The 18,730-nt window shown below is 74.7% G+C and carries 15 protein-coding genes and 1 pseudogene; 5 read left to right on the forward strand and 11 right to left on the reverse strand.

Translation table 11 applies throughout. The features are described from left to right. Positions 1-183: 183 nt before the first annotated feature. Positions 184-1,692 (forward strand): peptide MFS transporter, encoded by a 1,509-nt coding sequence (locus K353_RS31635; protein ID WP_111556927.1) that lies wholly within the window; start codon positions 184-186, stop codon positions 1,690-1,692. A 6-nt stretch (positions 1,693-1,698) separates the two neighbouring features. On the opposite strand, the gene hutI is transcribed toward K353_RS31635, so the two are convergent. From hutI to hutH, 7 genes are all read right to left on the reverse strand, one after another. Further along, a complete protein-coding gene (gene hutI, locus K353_RS31640; RefSeq protein ID WP_111556928.1) occupies positions 1,699-2,865 on the reverse strand; it encodes an imidazolonepropionase in 1,167 nt (388 codons plus the stop codon). A gap of 43 nt (positions 2,866-2,908) precedes the next feature. Then, complete coding sequence (locus K353_RS31645; protein ID WP_111556929.1) at positions 2,909-4,261, reverse strand: formimidoylglutamate deiminase; 1,353 nt, start codon at positions 4,259-4,261, stop codon at positions 2,909-2,911. Then, entirely contained in the window at positions 4,246-5,433 is a 1,188-nt protein-coding gene (locus tag K353_RS31650) for an allantoate amidohydrolase (protein ID WP_111556949.1), read from the reverse strand. The genes K353_RS31645 and K353_RS31650 overlap by 16 nt, the downstream gene beginning before the upstream one ends. An 11-nt stretch (positions 5,434-5,444) precedes the next feature. Next, complete coding sequence (hutU, locus tag K353_RS31655) at positions 5,445-7,112, reverse strand: urocanate hydratase (protein ID WP_111556930.1); 1,668 nt, start codon at positions 7,110-7,112, stop codon at positions 5,445-5,447. Positions 7,113-7,322: 210 nt separating this feature from the next. Then, complete coding sequence (locus tag K353_RS31660) at positions 7,323-7,643, reverse strand: hypothetical protein (protein ID WP_146616633.1); 321 nt, start codon at positions 7,641-7,643, stop codon at positions 7,323-7,325. Between the two features lie 125 nt (positions 7,644-7,768). After that, positions 7,769-8,641 (reverse strand): MurR/RpiR family transcriptional regulator, encoded by an 873-nt coding sequence (locus K353_RS31665; protein ID WP_111556932.1) that lies wholly within the window; start codon positions 8,639-8,641, stop codon positions 7,769-7,771. A gap of 178 nt (positions 8,642-8,819) precedes the next feature. After that, a complete protein-coding gene (hutH, locus tag K353_RS31670) occupies positions 8,820-10,382 on the reverse strand; it encodes a histidine ammonia-lyase (RefSeq protein WP_111556933.1) in 1,563 nt (520 codons plus the stop codon). Between the two features lie 100 nt (positions 10,383-10,482). On the opposite strand from hutH, the gene K353_RS31675 reads away from it, so the two are divergent. Together K353_RS31675 and fdhD are read left to right on the forward strand one after the other, a co-directional pair. Beyond that, the gene (locus K353_RS31675) at positions 10,483-10,878 is read left to right on the forward strand and encodes a hypothetical protein (protein ID WP_111556934.1); all 396 of its coding nucleotides are present in this window, start codon (positions 10,483-10,485) and stop codon (positions 10,876-10,878) included. Positions 10,879-10,913: 35 nt separating this feature from the next. After that, entirely contained in the window at positions 10,914-11,729 is an 816-nt protein-coding gene (fdhD, locus tag K353_RS31680; protein WP_111556935.1) for a formate dehydrogenase accessory sulfurtransferase FdhD, read from the forward strand. 42 nt (positions 11,730-11,771) lie between these two features. Here fdhD and K353_RS31685 read toward each other — a convergent pair whose 3' ends face one another. After that, positions 11,772-12,221, reverse strand: coding sequence for a DUF1772 domain-containing protein (locus K353_RS31685; protein ID WP_111556936.1), 450 nt, complete (start codon positions 12,219-12,221; stop codon positions 11,772-11,774). Between the two features lie 91 nt (positions 12,222-12,312). Here K353_RS31685 and K353_RS31690 point away from each other — a divergent pair, with 91 nt between their 5' ends. Then, complete coding sequence (locus tag K353_RS31690) at positions 12,313-12,903, forward strand: TetR/AcrR family transcriptional regulator (protein ID WP_111556937.1); 591 nt, start codon at positions 12,313-12,315, stop codon at positions 12,901-12,903. A gap of 565 nt (positions 12,904-13,468) precedes the next feature. On the opposite strand, the pseudogene K353_RS36320 reads toward K353_RS31690, so the two are convergent. From K353_RS36320 to K353_RS31705, 3 genes and pseudogenes are all read right to left on the reverse strand, one after another. Then, positions 13,469-14,689 (reverse strand): annotated as a pseudogene (locus K353_RS36320) (diguanylate cyclase domain-containing protein); the annotation flags it as partial. Positions 14,690-14,782: 93 nt separating this feature from the next. Beyond that, positions 14,783-15,841, reverse strand: a complete 1,059-nt coding sequence (locus K353_RS31700; protein ID WP_111556938.1) for an adenylate/guanylate cyclase domain-containing protein — start codon at positions 15,839-15,841, stop codon at positions 14,783-14,785. A 197-nt stretch (positions 15,842-16,038) separates the two neighbouring features. Beyond that, entirely contained in the window at positions 16,039-16,935 is an 897-nt protein-coding gene (locus tag K353_RS31705; protein WP_370447688.1) for a biotin--[acetyl-CoA-carboxylase] ligase, read from the reverse strand. A gap of 202 nt (positions 16,936-17,137) precedes the next feature. Between K353_RS31705 and K353_RS31710 the strand changes: the two genes are divergently transcribed. Next, on the forward strand, positions 17,138-18,727 hold the full coding sequence (locus tag K353_RS31710; protein WP_111556939.1) for an acyl-CoA carboxylase subunit beta: 1,590 nt from the start codon (positions 17,138-17,140) through the stop codon (positions 18,725-18,727). The last annotated feature ends 3 nt before the right edge of the window (positions 18,728-18,730 follow it).

The following is an 18,730-nucleotide window of genomic DNA, read 5'->3' on the forward strand; positions in this document are numbered from 1 at the left end:
TGCGCTTTAACGGACATTCTTCGCACGACCCTTGAGATCGCAGGCAATTCTTCGCCCAGGGCATCAAAATGCACGGTGCACGGCCGCCAGACTTTACCTTCCGCATACCATTCACGCTCCGCAGTCACCCGAACTCGCGACTTACCGTGGTGGGGAACCCCCGAGAACAGGCAAGGAATCAGCATGGCTCCGACCACCCTGGAGACCGAGGTACGGCCCTCTCCCCCCTCGGGCCGGACCTTCCTCGGCCACCCCCGCGGCCTGGCCACCCTCTTCATGACCGAGACCTGGGAGCGCTTCAGCTTCTACGGCATGCGCGCGCTGCTGGTGGTCTACATGTCCACCGAGGCGGCCAAGGGCGGCCTCGGCGTGCCGGTGGCCACCGCCGCCGCCGTCTACTCGGTCTACAACGCCATGGTCTACCTGCTCGCGCTGCCCGGCGGCTGGATCGCCGACCGGCTGCTCGGCGCCCGGCGCACCGTCGCCCTCGGCGGGCTGATCATCATGGTCGGGCACTTCATGCTCGCCGTGCCGAACACGGTGTTCTTCTTCGCGGGCCTGGTCCCGATCGCGATCGGCTCCGGCCTGCTCAAGGCCAACATCTCCACGATGGTCGGCCAGCTCTACGCCAAGGACGACGACGCGCGCCGCGACGGCGGCTTCACCGTCTTCTACATGGGCATCAACCTCGGCGCCTTCCTGGCGCCGCTGGTGATCGGCACCGTCGGCCAGCAGGTGAACTGGCACCTGGGCTTCGCGCTGGCGGGCGTCGGCATGGCGCTCGGCCTGATCCAGTACCTGCTGGGCACCCGGCACCTGAGCCCGGAGTCGAACGTCGTCGCCTCGCCGCTGTCCCGGGCCGAGGGCCGCGCGGTGCTGCGCAAGGCCGGGCTCTGGCTGGCCGCCGCCACGGTGTTCTACGGCGTGGTCGCCGGCACCGGGCACTTCACCGTCTCCTGGGCGATCTGGCCGCTCTCGCTGGCCGGCATCGCGGTGCCCGCCCTGGTGTTCGCCCGCATCCGCCGCGACTCCGCGCTGACCGGCGAGGAGCGCTCCCGGATGGGCGGCTACCTGTGGTTCTTCCTGGCCGCCGCCGTGTTCTGGATGATCTACGACCAGTCCGGCTCGACCCTGAGCGTGTTCGCCGACCGGAACACCGCCGGGAGCCTGTTCGGCTTCTCCTTCCCCTCCAGCTGGTTCCAGTCGCTGAACCCGCTGTACATCATGGCGCTGGCCCCGGTCTTCGCCTGGCTGTGGAACGCCGCCGCCCGGCGCGGGCGCAACCCCTCCACCACCGCGAAGTTCGCCTTCGGCCTGCTGATGATCGGCGCGTCCTTCCTGGTGATGATGCTGGCGATGGCCGCGGCCTCCGGCGGCGTCAAGGTCTCCCCGCTCTGGCTGGCCGTGGTCTACCTGGTCCAGACCGTCGGCGAGCTGACCCTCTCCCCGGTCGGCCTGTCCGTCACCACCAAGCTGGCGCCCGCCAAGTACGCCAGCCAGATGATGGGCGTCTGGTTCCTCGCCGTCACGGCGGGCGACTGCGTGGCCGCCGTCGCCCAGCTGCTGCTGGGGGACGACGTGGTCGGCTCCACCTGGTACTTCGCCGTCCAGGGCCTGCTGGCGATCGCGGCGGGCGTCGGCCTGTTCGCCGCCCGCCGCCGGATCGGCGCGCTGCTGGGGGACGACCGCTGACCGGCGTCAGACCTTCCTGACCCCGCCCTGCCACACCGCGGCGGTCAGCGGGACGCCCGGCCGGTACGCCAGGTGGATGTGCGAGGGCGCGTCCAGCAGGTGCAGGTCGGCCCGGGCGCCGGGGGCGATCCGGCCCACGTCGGGGCGGCGCAGCGCGAGCGCGCCGCCCGCGGTGGCGGCGTGCACCGCCTCGTCGGGGGTCAGGCCCATCTCGCGGACGGCGACGGCCACGCAGAACGGCATCGAGCTGGTGAAGCTGGAGCCCGGGTTGCAGTCGGTGGACAGCGCGACGGCGGCGCCCGCGTCCAGCAGCCGCCGGGCGTCGGGGTAGGGCGCCCGGGTGGAGAACTCGGCGCCCGGCAGCAGCGTGGCGACGGTGTCGCTCCCGGCCAGCGCGGCGACGTCCGCGTCGGTCAGGTGGGTGCAGTGGTCGGCGGAGGCGGCCCCCAGCTCCACCGCCAGCTGCACGCCGGGGCCGTGGCCCAGCTGGTTGGCGTGCACCCTGGGCCGCAGGCCCCGCGCCATCCCGGCGGTCAGCACCGCCCGGGCCTGGTCGCCGTCGAACGCGCCGCGCTCGCAGAACACGTCGACCCAGCGGGCGTACGGCGCGCAGGCGGCCAGCATCTCGCCGGTCACCAGCCCGACGTACCCGGCCGGGTCGTCGGCGTACTCGGGGGCCACCACGTGCGCCCCCAGGTAGGTGGTCTCGGCGGTGTGCCCGGCGGCGATCCGCAGGGCCCGCGCCTCGTCCTCGGTGCTCAGCCCGTAGCCGGACTTCACCTCGACGGTGGTGGTGCCCTGGCGCAGCATCTCGGCCAGGTAGCGGGTCAGGTTGGCGTTCAGCTCGGCGTCCGAGGCGGCCCGGGTCGCGGCGACGGTGGTCCGGATGCCGCCCGCGCCGTACGGCAGGCCCGACATCCGGGCGCTGAACTCGGCGGTGCGGTCGCCCGCGAACAGCAGGTGCGCGTGGCTGTCCACGAACCCGGGCAGCAGCGCCCGTCCGCCCGCGTCGGTGTGCTCGTCGGCGGCGGGCGCGTCCGCGTCCGGGCCCACCCAGGCGACGCGGTCGCCGTCCACCACCACGGCGGCGTCGGCCAGCAGTCCGAGCGGGCCCGCGCCGAGGGCGGGGTCGTTGGTGACCAGCGAACCGATGTTGCTGATGAGCAGGCTCATGGGGTCCGTTCCTCGATCGGTCGGGCGTGCGGGGGGCGGGCCGTCACCGCAGGGCGCCGACGGCCGCCGCGAGGGCGCGCCCGGTCTCCGGGACGAGCCGGTGCACCCCGTCCCTGACCACGTGCCGACCGCCGACCACCAGGTGGCGGACGTCGGCCGCGCCCGCCGCGAAGACCGCGGTCTCGGCGCCGAGCAGGGGCGGCGGCCCGGCGGTGCGGACCGAGTCCAGGGCGATGACGCAGAAGTCGGCGAGCGCGCCGGCCTCCAGGCGCCCGGCCTCGGGCCAGCCGAGCGAGGCGTGGCCGTCCGCGCCGCCCGCCCGGAGCAGCTCGGCCGCCGTCCAGTGGCCGCGGGTGCGGGTGCGCAGGCGCTCGTCGAGCTCCAGGGCGCGGGCCTCCTCGAACGGGTCGATCACGGCGTGGCTGTCGGAGCCGAGCGTGACCGGGCAGCCGGCCGAGGCGAGCCGCCGGGCGGGGCCGATGCCGTCGGCGAGGTCCCGTTCGGTGGTGGGGCACATGCAGATCGCGGTCCCGGAGCCGGCGAGCAGCCGGACGTCCTCGTCGGTGAGGTGGGTGGCGTGCACGGCGGAGGTGCGCGGGCCGAGGACGCCGTGGTCGGCGAGCAGCCGGGTGGGGGTGACGCCGTGGGCGGCCAGGCAGGCGTCGTTCTCGGCGGTCTGCTCGGAGAGGTGGACGTGCAGCGGGGCCCGGCGCTCCGCGGCCCACCGCGCGACGGTGCCCAACTGCTCGGCGGGCACCGCCCGGACGCTGTGCACGGCGGCGCCGATCCGGGCGTGCCCGGCGCCCTCCAGCGCGCCGGCGCGCTCGGCCCAGGCGTCGGCGTCCCCGTCGGAGAAGCGCAGTTGGGGCTCGGTCGGCGCGGCGCCGAAGCCGGACGACAGGTAGCAGGTGTCGAGCAGGGTGATCCGGATGCCGGCCCGGGCGGCGGCCTCGACCAGCGCCGCGCCCATCGCGTTCGGGTCGGCGTACCGGGCGCCGCCGGGCGCGTGGTGCAGGTAGTGGAACTCGCCGACGGCGGTGATCCCGGCGAGCGCCATCTCGGCGTACACGGCGGTGGCCAGCGCCAGGTAGCGGTCGGGGTCGAGCGCGGCGGCGACCTTGTACATGGTGTCGCGCCAGGTCCAGAACGTCCCGGAGCCGACCTGGACGGCGCCGCGCAGCGCCCGGTGGAAGGCGTGCGAGTGGGCGTTGGCCTGCCCGGGCAGCGCGAGCCCGGCCAGCCGGACCGCCCCGGCCGGGCAGGGGCCGCTGCCGTGGACGACCTCGGCGATCCGGCCGTCCGCGCCGACGGTGATCAGCACCTCCGGCTGGACAGCCGGGCCGCCGGGGTGCGGCAGCCAGGCGTGCTCGGCCCAGTACGTCACGACGGCCGGCATGCGAGGTCCTCCAGTACGTCGGCCAGGGCGGCGACCCCGGCGTGGCAGTCGGCGCGCTCGGCGTGCTCGGCCGGGGAGTGCGAGACACCGCTGGGGTTGCGCACGAACAGCATGGCGGTCGGGACGGCGGACGCCAGGATCCCGGCGTCGTGTCCCGCGCCGGTCGGCAGCACCGGGGCGTCCAGGCGGGCGGCGAGGCGGTCGCGCAGCGGGGCGTCGAAGTCCACCACGGGGGTGTACGACTCGCGGGTCAGCTCGACCCGGACGCCGTCGCGGGCGCCGCGTTCGACGGCGGCCTGCTCGATCGCCCCGACCACCTGGTGCAGGGTGCGCTCGTCGGGGGCCCGGGAGTCCAGCCAGCCGCGGACCAGCGAGGCGATCGCGTTGGTGCCGTTGGGTTCGACGGCGACCTTGCCGAAGGTGGCGAGCGCCCCGGCGAGCCGGGCCTTCTTGCGGGCGGCGAGCACGGTGGTGGCGTAGGTGAGCATCGGGTCGCGGCGGTCGGCGAGCCGGGTGGTGCCGGCGTGGTTGGCCTCGCCGTGGAAGTCGAACCGCCACCGGCCGTGCGGCCAGATCGCCCCGGCCACCCCGACCGGCTGGTCCTCGGCCAGGTACCGGCCCTGCTCGACGTGGAGTTCGACGAACGCGCCGATCCGGCCCAGCAGTTCGGGGTCGGCGCCGATCAGCGCCGGGTCGTGCCCGGCCCGCTCCATGGCGTCGGGCAGCCGGACCCCGTCGGCGTCGCGCAGCGCGTACGCGGCCTCCCGGTCGAGCAGGCCGGTGGCCAGCCGGGAGCCGACGCAGGCGACGCCGAACCGGGCGCCCTCCTCGTCCGCGAAGTTGGCGATGCCCAGCGGGCGGGTCAACTCCCGTCCGTTCCCGACCAGTCGGTCGAACGCGGCGAAGGCGCAGACCACCCCGAGCGGGCCGTCGTAGGCGCCGCCGTCGGGGACGGAGTCCAGGTGCGATCCGGTGACCACGGCGTTCCCGGCCGCCGGGTCGCCGTGCCAGGCCCACTGGTTGCCGTTGCGGTCGGTCCCGTACGCCAGGCCGCGCGAGCGGGCCTGCTGCTCGAACCAGGCCCGGCACTCGGCGTCGGCGGAGTTCCAGGCGTGCCGCCGGTAGCCGCCGGTGGCGGCGGAGCGGCCCACCGGGAGCAGCTCCGCCCACATCGCGTCGAAGCTCACAGCTCGTTCATGGGGACGCGCACCCCGCGCTCCGCCGCGACCTCGTCCGCCCGGTCGTAGCCGGCGTCGACGTGCCGGATGACGCCCATGCCGGGGTCGTTGGTCAGCACCCGGCGGATCTTCTCGCCGGCCAGCGCGGTGCCGTCGGCGACGGTGACCTGCCCGGCGTGGATCGAGCGGCCGATGCCGACGCCGCCGCCGTGGTGGATCGAGACCCAGGAGGCGCCGGAGGCGACGTTGACCATGGCGTTGAGCAGCGGCCAGTCGGCGATCGCGTCCGAGCCGTCGAGCATCGCCTCGGTCTCCCGGTAGGGGGAGGCGACCGAGCCGCAGTCCAGGTGGTCGCGGCCGATCACGATCGGCGCGGACAGCTCGCCGGAGGCCACCATGTCGTTGAACCGCTCGCCGGCCCTGTCGCGCTCGCCGTAGCCGAGCCAGCAGATCCGCGCGGGCAGGCCCTGGAAGTGCACCTTCTCCTGGGCCATGGTGATCCAGCGGTGCAGCGACTCGTTCTCCGGGAACAGGTCGAGGACGGCCCGGTCGGTCCTGTGGATGTCCTGCGGGTCGCCGGAGAGCGCGGCCCAGCGGAACGGGCCCTTCCCCTCGCAGAACAGCGGCCGGATGTACGCGGGGACGAAACCGGGGAAGGCGAACGCCCGGTCGTACCCGGCGAGTTGCGCCTCGCCGCGGATCGAGTTGCCGTAGTCGAAGACCTCCGCGCCGCGGTCCTGGAAGCCGACCATCGCCTCCACGTGCCGGGCCATCGACTCCCGGGCCCGGGTGGTGAACTCGGCGGGCTTCTCGGCCGCGTAGGCCGCCATGTCCTCGAAGGCGACGCCGGTGGGCAGGTAGGCGAGCGGGTCGTGGGCGCTGGTCTGGTCGGTGACGATGTCGATCGGGGCGTCCGCGGCGAGCAGCTGCGGCAGCAGGTCGGCGGCGTTGCCGAGCAGGCCGATCGAGAGCGACTGCCGCCGGTCGCGGGCCTCGACGGCCAGCTGGAGCGCGTGGTCGGGGTTCCTGGCCTCGACGTCGAGGTAGCGGTGCTCGATCCGGCGGGCGATCCGGGACGGGTCGCAGTCGACGCAGATCGCCACGCCGCCGTTCATGGTGACGGCCAGCGGCTGGGCGCCGCCCATGCCGCCGAGCCCGGCGGTGAGCGTGACGGTGCCCGCCAGGGTGCCGCCGAAGCGCTTGTTCGCCACCGCGGCGAAGGTCTCGTAGGTGCCCTGGAGGATGCCCTGGGTGCCGATGTAGATCCACGAACCGGCGGTCATCTGGCCGTACATGGTGAGGCCGAGCGACTCCAGGCGGCGGAACTCCTCCCAGTTCGCCCAGTCCCCGACCAGGTTGGAGTTGGCGATCAGCACCCGCGGCGCCCACTCGTGGGTCTGCATCACACCGACCGGGCGGCCGGACTGCACCAGCATGGTCTCGTCCTGCTTGAGGTCCCGCAGGGTCCGCACCATCGCGTCGAAGGAGCGCCAGTCCCGGGCCGCCTTGCCGGTGCCGCCGTAGACCACCAGCTTGGACGGGTGCTCGGCGACCTCCGGGTCCAGGTTGTTCATCAGCATCCGCAGGGCGGCCTCCTGCTGCCAGCCCCGCGCGCTCAGCCCGGTGCCCCGCGCCGCGCGGACCTCGCGCGGGCCGTTCGCCTGCTCTGCCATGGACCAGCCTCCTTGCCGGATGGAATTCATTCACGATGAACGCGACTGAATATATCCAAACAGCACCGGCCCGGCCAGAGTCCCGCGCCCGCGCCGACGCAAACGGCCCGGGCGGCGCGGGCAGCACGGGCGTTGCGGGCAGCCCGGGCGTTGCGGGCAGCCCGGGCGTTGCGGGCGGTCGTGAACCGCGCGGGCGGGCCGGGCGGGCCGTCAGGCGGCCTCGTCGCCGTCCCAGTCGATGCCGATCTCGGCCAGCCAGCGGCGGTCGGCCGCGTCGGGTTCGGGGTTCGGCTGGCCGGGGCGGGCCGGGGGGCGCGGGATGTGCTGGACCGGGCCGACGCCGTAGCGGGCGGCGGCGGCCTCGGCGGCGGGGTCGCCGGGTTCCAGGACGCCGATGTGCACGGCCTCCTCGTCGCCGGGGTCGAGGACGGTCAGTTCGGGGTGCGGCGGGCGGCGCAGGGCGATGCGGCGCCCGCAGAGCGGGCAGGACCATTCGTCGGCCCCGGAACCGAGCCGTCCGGTGAGCCTCATCTGGTGGATCGGCGGTGGCATTGGACTTCCCCCGTCCAAGCTGTCTTTCTCCCTGTCCGGAGAGATGCCCGCCCACCACCCGTCGTCAACCCGACGAGAAGGGGACATTCGACAGACGAGGGGCGTCAGTCCAGGAAGAGCTGACGGGCCGTCGCGGACTGCTCGATCGCCTCCAGCCGGGCCTCGGTGCCCGGCAGTTCGTCGCACATGGCCTGGAGCAGGACCCGGCCGAGCATCATCGGCGCGCACGCGGTGTCGAAGACCAGGCCGGTGCCGACGGCGGCGGGCAGCAGCGCGTCGGAGAGCTTGGCGACCGGCGCGAACGCCGAGTCGGCGACGGTGAGCACGGTCAGGCCGCACTCCCGGGCCACCGCGAGGGCGTCCATCAGCTCGCGCGGGTAGCGCGGCAGGGCGAAGCAGAGCAGCGCGGTGGCCCCGGCGGCGGCGGCCTGCTCCAGCCGGTCGGCGAGCATCGAGCCGCCCTCGTCGAGCAGCCGGACGTCGGGGTGCACCTTGCCGGCGAAGTACGCGAAGCCGCGGGCCTGCGCGGAGGCGGCCCGCAGGCCGAGCACCGGCAGCGGGCGGGAGGCGGCCAGCACCCGGGCGGCCCGGACGATCGGGGCCGGGTCGGCGAGCAGTTCGGCGAGGTGGCGCAGGTGCTCAATCTCGGCCAGGACGGCCTGCTGGTGCTCGTTGCGCACCACGTCGTGGTGGCTCTCGGGGGTGCCCGGCTCGCCGACGCCGAGTTCGCGCAGCTGCTTGCGCAGCGCCGGGTAGCCGTCGTAGCCGAGCGCGACCGCGAACCTGGTCACCGACGGCTGGCTGACCCCGGCGAGTTCGGCGACCTCGACGCTGGACAGGAACGGCGCCTCGGCGGCGTGCCGGACCAGCGAGTGGGCGATCCGGCGCTGGGTGGGGGTCAGCCGGTGGCCCTCGAAGAGGTGGAGCAGCCGGGCGGAGGGGCCGGCGGCGGTGCCGGTCTCGTCCAGGGCGGTCATGTGCGGTACCTCCACGCTCGGTCGGGCGGTCGCCGGTGGCTTCGACGGTGGGACGACTGTCGCGCAGTCCCGGCAGGTGGGCAATCGCGTTTCGACTGGCGGGACGGGCGGGTCCGGAGGCCGGTGGGCCGGTTCCGGTGGGTGCGCCCGCCCGTCCCGCCAGGGGCTGGGGGCGGGGTCAGGCGAGCGGTCCGGTGACCTGTTCGACCGCCGCCAGCAGCGCGCCGGAGGCGACCAGTTCGGCGGCGGCCTCCAGGTCCGGCGAGAGGAAACGGTCCCGGCCCGGGCCGCCGACCCCGGCCGCGCGGGCGGCGGCGACCGCCGCGGCGGTCGCCGGGGCGAGCACGCCCGACTGCTCGGCGGCCTGCTCCCGGATCTCCAACGCCCGTGCGGCGGCGACGAGTTCCACCGCCAGGACGCGGCCGAGGTTGTCCACCGACCGGCGCAGCTTGCGGGCCGCGGACCAGCCCATCGAGACGTGGTCCTCCTGCATCGCCGAGGACGGGATGGAGTCCACCGAGGCGGGCACCGCGAGCCGCTTGTTCTCGCTGACCAGCGCGGCCTGGGTGTACTGGGCGATCATCAGGCCGGAGTCGACGCCGGGGTCGTCGGCCAGGAAGGCGGGCAGGCCGTGCGAGCGGGCCTTGTCCAGCAGCCGGTCGGTGCGCCGCTCGGCGATCGAGGCCAGGTCGGCGGCGGCGATCGCCAGGAAGTCGAGCACGTAGCCGACCGGCGCGCCGTGGAAGTTGCCGTTCGACTCGACCCGGCCGTCCGGGAGCACCACCGGGTTGTCCACCGAGGCGGCCAGCTCCCGTTCGGCGACCAGCGCGGCGTGCGCCAGGGTGTCCCGGCCGGCGCCGGCCACCTGGGGGGCGCAGCGGATCGAGTACGCGTCCTGGACCCGCGGCGCGTCGTCCTGGTGGTGGCCGGTCAGCCCGGAACCGCGCAGCACCGCCAGCATGTTGGCGGCGGAGGCGGCCTGCCCGGGGTGCGGGCGGATCGGGGCGTGCAGCTCGGGGGCGAGCACCTTGTCGGTGCCCAGCAGCGCCTCCAGCGACATGGCGGCGGTGACGTCGGCGGTGGTGTAGAGGCGGCGCAGGTCGGCCAGCGCCATCACCAGCATGCCGAGCATGCCGTCGGTGCCGTTGATGAGGGCCAGGCCCTCCTTCTCCAGCAGCTCGACCGGGGCGATCCCGGCGGCGGCCAGCAGCTCGGCGGCGGGCCGCTCCACCCCGTCCGGGCCGAACGCGGTGCCCTCGCCCATCAGCACCAGCGCGCAGTGCGAGAGCGGCGCGAGGTCGCCGGAGCAGCCCAGCGAGCCGAACTCGCGCACCGCCGGGGTGATGCCCGCGTTCAGCAGCGCGGCCATCGTCTCGGCGACCAGCGGGCGCACGCCCGTCCGGCCGGAGGCCAGCGTCTTCATCCGCAGGAACACCAGGGCCCGGACCACCTCGGCCTCCACCACCGGCCCCATGCCCGCCGCGTGCGAGCGCACCAGCGAACGCTGCAACTGGGCCCGCAGCTCGGGGCTGATGTGCCGCACCGCCAGCGCGCCGAAGCCGGTCGAGACCCCGTACACCGGACGCGGCTCGGCGGCCAGCGCGTCGATCCGGGCCCGGGCCGCGGCCATCTCGGCGAGCGCGTCCGGCCCGATCTCCACCCGCGCCCCGCCGCGGGCGACGGCGAGGACGTCCTCGGCGCTGACGTCGGCCTTGCCGACCCGGACGACGACACTGTGCATATCCATATGCACAATCTCATCAGGTGAATGGAGATGTGACAAGCACGGCCGCGGACCGCCTCGCTATCCTTCGCACACACGGGCGACCGGAGGGGCGGCGATGGGCACCGACAACGGCAGGCTGATGGTCAGGGTGCCGAAGCAGGGCCGCGGGAAGTTCCGGGTCTACACCGGCCGCACCGTCCTCGACTGGGCCCGACCCGGCGGCAACACCCCGTTCGTGCTGCCGCCCGGCCCCCACCGCGTCCAGGTCCGGCGGGGGCTCGACCGCTCCAACGCCGTGACCGTGGACGTCCCGGCCGCCGGGAGGGTGCAGGTGGAGGTCCACGGCACCCGGGTCGGACCGGCCCTCCTGCTGGCGGGAACGGCGGCCCTGCTGCTCACGGGCCGCCTCGGGTTCGACGGTTCGCCCTGGTCGCTGCTCACGTGGCTCCCGCTGCTCCTCGTCCTCCTCCTCCCCGGCACCGGACTCAGGCTGCGCGTCGTCGAACCCTGACGGGTGGTTGACTGGCCCGCGGAGGTGGGAGACGGATGGCACGGGCGACGGAACGGCGGCGGGTGGTGCGGCTGCGCGGGGACGGGCGCTCCGCGCGGCCGGACAGTCTGGCGGCGGAGGAGCCGCTGGAGATCCGGATCGGCGGCGAGGCGCTCACCGTCACGATGCGCACCCCGGGGCACGACTTCGACCTGGTCGCCGGGTTCCTGGTCGGCGAGGGCCTGGTCGGGGCCACCGAGGAGCTGGCCGCCCTGCGCTACTGCGCCGGGACGGACGCGGACGGCGCCAACACGTACAACGTCGTCGACGCCACCGTCCGCGGCGCCCGCCCCGCGCTCTCCGCCCACCGCAACCTGCTCACCACCAGCGCCTGCGGCCTGTGCGGCCGGGACACCGTGGACGCCGTCCGGACCCGCTCGCGCTGGGACGTCTCCACCGACCCGCTCCGGGTGCCCGCGGCGCTGCTCTACGAGCTGCCCGAGCGGCTGCGCGCCGCCCAGCGCGCCTTCGACAGCACCGGCGGGCTGCACGCCGCGGGCCTGTTCGCCCCGGACGGGACGCCGCTGTGCGTGCGCGAGGACGTTGGCCGGCACAACGCCGTGGACAAGGTGGTCGGCTGGGCGCTGCGCGAGGGGCGGCTCCCGCTGACCGGCCACCTGCTGCTGGTCTCCGGCCGGGCCTCCTTCGAGCTGACCCAGAAGGCCGCGCTGGCCGGGCTCCCGCTGCTGGCCGCCGTCTCGGCGCCCTCCTCGCTCGCCGTCGACCTGGCCGAGGAGCTCGGCCTCACGCTGGTCGGCTTCCTGCGCGAGCGCACCGCGAACGTCTACACCCGCCCCGACCGGATCGGGTAGCGGCACCGGGTCGGCGCGCCGACCGGGCCGGGCCGGGGCCGCTCACCGGGTCAGGGCGGTGACCAGCAGGGTGAGGCCGGCGATCAGGACCGCGACCCGGGCGTAGTGGTAGCGGTCCCAGCGGTCGCTCTGCTCCCGCCAGTCCGCGGGGCGGTTCTCCGGGGTCCAGTGCTTGCTCCGATTGTTGATCGGGACGAGCAGCAGGATCGACATGACCACGCTCAGGGCCAGCAGGGCGGCCCCGGCGACGACCAGCCCGGTGCCGGGGTGGTGCCGCCCGGCGACGGCCCAGCCGGCCGCGAGGACGAGCGAGCCGATGTACCAGAACGGCATCAGGGCCCCGAGCATCCGGCCGCCGTGGGCGCGGCCGAGCTGGTAGCCGTCCTCGGGCAGCGCGCCGAGGATGCGGTTGACCACGAAGGCGACCGAGAACTCCACCCCCACCAACAGGCCGACGACCACGACGGTGAAGACCTCGAGTGCGTTGAGCATGGTGACCCCTCCTGGGATCTAGCGCCGCTAGATGATGAAGTGATGCTAGTACTGCTGCCGCTTGATTGTCTAGCGATGCTAGGATCGGGTCATGTCGGTACAGGAACGCAAGGAACGCGAACGGGCCGGGCGCGAGCGCCTCATCGTGGCCACCGCCCGCGAACTCGCCGAGCAGCAGGGCTGGGACGCCGTCACCACCCGCCGGCTCGCCGAACGCATCGAGTACAGCCAGCCCGTCCTCTACAGCCACTTCCGCGGCAAGCGCGAGATCATCGGCGCCGTCGCCCTCCAGGGCTCCACCGAGCTGGCCGCCGCGCTACGGGCCGCCACCGCCGCCGCGGACGGCCCCCGGGCCCGGGTGCGCGCCCTGGCCCGCGCCTACCTGGGCTTCGCCGCGGAGAACCCGGCGGTCTACGACGCCGTCTTCCAGCTCGACGGCGGCCTCGCCTACGCGCGAGAGGACACCCCGGAGCCGCTCAAGGACGCCTTCGCCGCCCTGGTGGAGACCCTCGCCGAGGTCGCCGGGGAGGGCGTCCACCCGGGGCTGTTCACCGAGACCTTCTGGGCCGCCCTGCACGGGCTGGCCACCCTCTCCCGGGCCGGCCGGCTCCCCGCGCCGGACGCCGAGCAGCGGCTGGAGCTGCTGGTGGACCGGCTGGCCGTCGTCCGGGAGGACGCCTAGCGGGAGCCTAGGCGGGCGGCGGCGAGCAGGGACCGGCGAGGGCCACTGCGACCAGGGCGCGCAGGGCGGGGGCGGTCTGGGTGAGCGGGAGGGTCGACTCGTCCGCGAAGAGTTCGAGCAGCCAGCCGCCGGCCGGGTTGCTGCCGCCGGCGGCGGCCATCGCCCGGTAGCCGGAGACCACCATGACGGCCTCCTCGGCGGCGTCGTTGCCGGGCGTGCCGACCCGCAGGGTGAAGGAGCCGCCGGTGACGGCGCGCGAGGTGAGGGGGTAGTGGCGGAGGTCGAAGACCGCGTCGGGGGCCTCGATCTGGGCCCGCTGGGTCTGGGCCCGGGCGGAGGCCGGGCCGCCGGTCATCCGGTAGACCGCGTGCCGGGCGGTGCGCATCAGGCAGGAGCCGGGCGGGACGTAGGAGATCCACCAGCCGACGGCGTTGAGCAGCCGGGAGGCGGTCTCGGCGACCAGCGCGAGCCGCCCGAGGGTGTCGGCGGGGTGCGTCGCGCCGCCCTGGTCGAGCGAGCCGAGGACGGCGGCGAGCAGCTGCCCGGGGTCGGCGCTGTGCGCGGCGCCGCGGAAGCGGCGGCGCTCCCCGCCGGTCCGCCCGGCGGGGGCCTTGCGCTGCTGCTGCGGGTCGGCGGCGTCGGCGAGCAGCACCGTCGGGTCGGGGGCGTACGCGGGGCCGTGGCTGCGGCCGGCCACCACGGGGTGGGCGGCCCGCCCGGCCTTGGCCCGGTACTGGGCGGCGTCGGCGAGCCGGAACAGCCGGTCGGGGGTGGTGACCGGGCCGATCGAGTCGCCGGTGGAGGCGATGCCGCAGGCGACGCCCTCGCCGTCGGTCAACTCCAGGGCGCGGACGCAGAGTTCCTCGGCGACGGCGACCACCTCGTCGGCCGACTGGCCCTCGGCGAGCAGGCAGAACTCGTCGCCGCCGAGCCGGGCGGCCAGGCTGCCGGGGAGCTTCGCGGCGGACAGCGAGAGCTGCTGGGCGAAGCGTTCGAGCAGGCGGTCGCCCATCTCGTGGCCGAGCTGGTCGTTGACCCGCTTGAGCCCGTTGACGTCGCAGACCACCAGGGAGACCACCGCGCCGTCCCGGGTGTGGGCCCTGAGCGCCTCGTCGAGGCGGGCGTCGACGGCGCGGCGGTTGGCCAGGCCGGTGAGGGCGTCGGTGAAGGCCAGGCGGCGCAGGTCGGCGACCCGCTCGGTCTGGGCCAGCCCGGCCGAGACCTGGGCGGCCAGCAGGGTGGCGTACTCGGCGTCGGCGTCGGTGAAGACCGGCATGCCGGTGCCGCGGGCCAGGTAGAGCTCGCCCCAGGCCCGGCCGTGCAGGACGATCGGCGCGACCAGGCAGCAGCCGCGCCCGCGCCGCCGCAGCCCGGCCGCGCGCTGGCGGCAGAAGGCGCCGGAGCCGGGGGGCCGGTGGCCGGTGTGCGGGCCGACGTCCTCGGCGGTCTGGACCCAGGCCCGGAGCAGCCGGCCGGTGCTCCAGTGCTCCTCCAGGTGGGTGACGATCTCCGGGAAGTCGGCGACGGGGTACGACTCGTCCTCGGGCAACTCCTCCTCGCCGGGGGCGAGTTCGCCGTGGTTGACCAGCACCCGCAGCTGCCCGGACTCGCGGTCCCAGACCGAGACGGCGGCCATCGTGGCGCCGAGCGCGGAGACGGCCCGGGCGGCGGCGGCCCGGACCGCCTCCAGCGGGGTCAGCGCGCCCGCCATGTCCTGGGCCAGTTCCACCACGGCCTGCAGCCGCAGGTCGGGGGCCGCCGCCTCGAACGAGGCCTGCTCGTCCATGGTCGCCTCGCTCACCGTTGACCTCTCCCTACCCGTGGGGCACTTCTACCCAGACTAGGGCGGTACGCACCTTTTGTGCCCGAGGCTCGAACCTCAGTCGGCGGCGGGCACCCGGGTGAGCAGCCAGGGCTCGACCAGGCCGAGGCCGCGGACCGGGCGGCGCCACATCGGCTGGAGGTGGAAGCGGTGGCCCGGGCCGGGCGCGGTCTCGGGCAGCTGCCCGGTGCCGTTCTGTTCGAGCGCGGCGGCGAGTTCGCCGTCGACCAGGACGGCGTCCTTGGGGGCGATCGAGGTGAGCCGGGAGGCCAGGTTGACGGTGGTGCCGAAGACGTCGCCCATCCGCGAGGTGACGGTGCCGAAGGCCATGCCGACCCGCAGCGCGGGCATGTTGTCCTCCTTGGCGAGCGTCTCGACCAGGGAGAGGGCGATCTCGGCGACGGTGGCCGGGTCCTCGGAGACGAAGAGGATCTCGTCGCCGAGCGTCTTGACCACCCGGCCGCCCTGCCCGGCGATCAGGTCGGAGCAGGTGTTCTCGAAGCCCTCGACGAGTTCGCCGAGCTCCTCCTCCTCCAGCCGGCGGGAGAGCCGGGTGAAGCCGACCAGGTCGGCGAAGGCGACGGCGAGCCGCCCGGAGGTGACCTCGTGGTCCTCGGCGGAGGCGACCACCCGGCCGGTGACGGCGGCGAGCTGGCGGCGCCAGACGTACACCAGGAACTGCTCCAGCTCGGGCAGCAGCAGCTCGACCAGCGGGTAGGCGACGTCGGAGCGGGTCATGCCGGGCTCGACGGGCTGGGTGAGGTTGTCCAGGAAGGTGTCCATCTGCCAGCCGGCCAGCCGGGAGGTGGTCTGGCCGGTGGAGCGGGCGACCTGGATCGCCATCGGTTCGCTGAGCAGCCCGGACTCGATCAGGCCGGCCAGCCGGCGCAGCGCGATCACGTCGTTGTCGGTGAGGGCGCGGGACTGGCCGATGTCGGGGAAGCCCATGGCGCGCCAGAACCGGGTGGCGAGGTCCATCGGGACCTCCGCGGCGCGGGCGGCCTGGTACGGGGTGTACTTGCGCGGCGCGTCGAGGATCAGCCGCTCCAGGTCGGTGGCGACGGTGGTCCCGTCCGTCGCGCCGCTGCCCGTCGTGGCGCCGCCGTTGTCTGTCACCGGTCCGTCCCCGTGCGGCCAGCCGCACTTGTGTCTTGCCGTCCTGGAGGTGCGGGCACGCGACCACCGCGGGGGTAGTGGCGAGCCTCACACCGCTGCCAGGTGGAATGTTCGCACGGAATCGCGTAATCCGGAGCATCCGCCCGGCAGCCGGGCGGACGGTCCCGCAGGGTGAGACCGCCGCGCCCGGCCCCGGTTCAGCCCTGCGGGCGGACGTGCACCACGTCCCCGGCGGCCACCGGGTGCCGGACCCCGTCGGGGGTGCGGACCACCAGGCGGCCGTCGCCGTCCACCGCGACGGCCTCGCCGAGCAGTTCGCGCTCCCCGGGCAGCTGGACCCTCACCGGCCGGTTCAGCGTGGTGCAGCGGGCGGTGTACGCGGGCAGCAGGCCGCTGGCGTGCGGGTCGCCGGCGGCGGCCGTCCACTCGCCGTACAGTTCGGCGAACTCGCGCAGCACGCCGCGCAGCAGGGTCGACCGGTCGGTGGTGCCGGCGCCGGCCAGCGCCAGCGAGGTCGCGGTGGGGACGGGCAGCTCGTCCGCGCGCAGCGAGACGTTCAGGCCGATCCCGGCCACCACCGCGCCGCCGGACAGCTCGGTGAGGATGCCGCCGAGCTTGCGCTCCTGACCGTCGACGACGGCCTGGAGGTCGTTGGGCCACTTCAGGCCGGTGCGCAGGTCGGCGATCCGGTCGAGGGTGGCGGAGACGGCGGTGCCGACCAGGATCGGCAGCCAGCCGTAGCGCTCCGCCGGCACCCCGCGCGGGCGCAGCAGCACCGACAGGAACAGCCCGGAGCGGGCCGGGGCGGTCCAGCGGCGGTCCAGCCGGCCGCGGCCGGCGTGCTGCGACTCGGCGACCAGGACGGCGCCCTCGGGCGCGCCCGCCGCGGCCCGGGCGGCGAGGTCGGCGTTGGTGGAGCCGGTCCCGCTCACCACATCGAGTGAGGTCCACAGCGCCCCGGGACGCAGCAGGTCGAGCCGCAGGGCCCGCTCGTCCAGCGGCGGACGCTCCAGGTCGGTCCACGGGGAGGGGCCGTCGTGGCCGAAGCCGCGCAGGCCGGAGCGGCGGGGGCGGGGGCTCTCGGGAGTGGTCACCGGGCCAGCCTAGATCGGTTCCGGGACGGCGCACGCCGCATCATCGTCCCGCAGAACGGGCAGGGGGAGCGATGTGTCGATGGCCATAACCCCGCGCCCGCCCGCGCTGGTTACGCTACTGCACGGTAGACCGCAGCGCCGCCCTGCCCGCACCCCTCACGCGCCGGGCCGGCGGCCGAGGACGCAGGGAGAGCCACCGGACATGACCCAGCCACCGCAGGACCCGCACACCACCGCCGGGAAGCTCGCCGACCTGCGCCGGCGGATCGACGAGGCGGTGCACTCCGGCTCGGCCGCGGCCGTGGAGAAGCAGCACGCCAAGGGCAAGCTGACGGCCCGTGAGCGGATCGCGGAGCTGCTGGACGAGGACTCCTTCGTGGAGTTCGACGAGTTCGCCCGGCACCGCTCCACCAACTTCGGCCAGGAGCGGAACCGCCCGTACGGCGACGGCGTGGTGACCGGCTACGGCACCGTGGACGGCCGCCAGGTCGCGGTGTTCGCCCAGGACTTCACGGTCTTCGGCGGCTCGCTGGGCGAGGTGTTCGGCGAGAAGATCGTCAAGGTGATGGACTTCGCGCTGAAGACCGGCTGCCCGATGATCGGCATCAACGACTCCGGCGGCGCCCGCATCCAGGAGGGCGTGGTCTCGCTCGGCCTGTACGGCGAGATCTTCCGGCGCAACGTGCACGCCTCCGGCGTGATCCCGCAGATCTCGCTGATCATGGGCCCGTGCGCGGGCGGCGCGGTCTACTCCCCCGCGGTGACCGACTTCGTGGTGATGGCCGACCAGACCTCGCACATGTTCATCACCGGGCCGGACGTGATCAGGACCGTCACCGGCGAGAGCGTCGACATGGAGGAGCTGGGCGGCGCCCGCACCCACAACACCAAGTCCGGCAACGCGCACTACCTGGCCGCCGACGAGAAGGAGGCCGTCGAGTACGTCAAGAGCCTGCTCTCGTACCTGCCCTCCAACAACCTCTCCGACCCGCCGGCCTACCCCGAGCGGGCCGACCTGGAGATCACCGCGGCGGACCTCGAACTCGACACCGTCGTCCCGGACTCGGCGAACCAGCCGTACGACATCCGCCGGGTGATCGAGCACGTCCTGGACGACGGCGACTTCCTGGAGGTCCAGCCGCTGTACGCGGGCAACATCGTGATCGGCTTCGGCCGGGTCGAGGGCCACCCGGTCGGCGTGGTCGGCAACCAGCCGATGGACCTGGCCGGCTGCCTGGACATCGCCGCCAGCGAGAAGGCCGCCCGCTTCGTGCGCACCTGCGACGCCTTCAACATCCCGGTGCTGACCTTCGTCGACGTGCCCGGCTTCCTGCCCGGCACCGGCCAGGAGTGGGACGGCATCATCCGGCGCGGCGCCAAGCTGATCTTCGCCTACGCGGAGGCCACCGTGCCGCTGATCACCGTCATCACCCGCAAGGCGTTCGGCGGCGCGTACGACGTGATGGGCTCCAAGCACCTGGGCGCCGACCTCAACCTCGCCTGGCCGACCGCCCAGATCGCCGTGATGGGCGCGCAGGGCGCGGTCAACATCCTGCACCGCCGCGAGATCGCCGCCGCCGAGGCCGAGGGCGTCGGCGAGGAGCGCCGCGCCGAGCTCCTCGCCTCCTACGAGGACACCCTGCTCAACCCGTACCTGGCCGCCGAGCGCGGCTACGTCGACGCGGTCATCGCCCCCAGCGAGACCCGGCGGCACATCGTCCGCGGCCTGCGGGCGCTGCGCGGCAAGCGGGAGTCGCTGCCGCCCAAGAAGCACGGCAACATCCCGCTCTGACCA

This window comes from Kitasatospora sp. SolWspMP-SS2h, assembly GCF_003259315.1.
Classification (GTDB): Bacteria; Actinomycetota; Actinomycetes; order Streptomycetales; family Streptomycetaceae; genus Kitasatospora; species Kitasatospora fiedleri.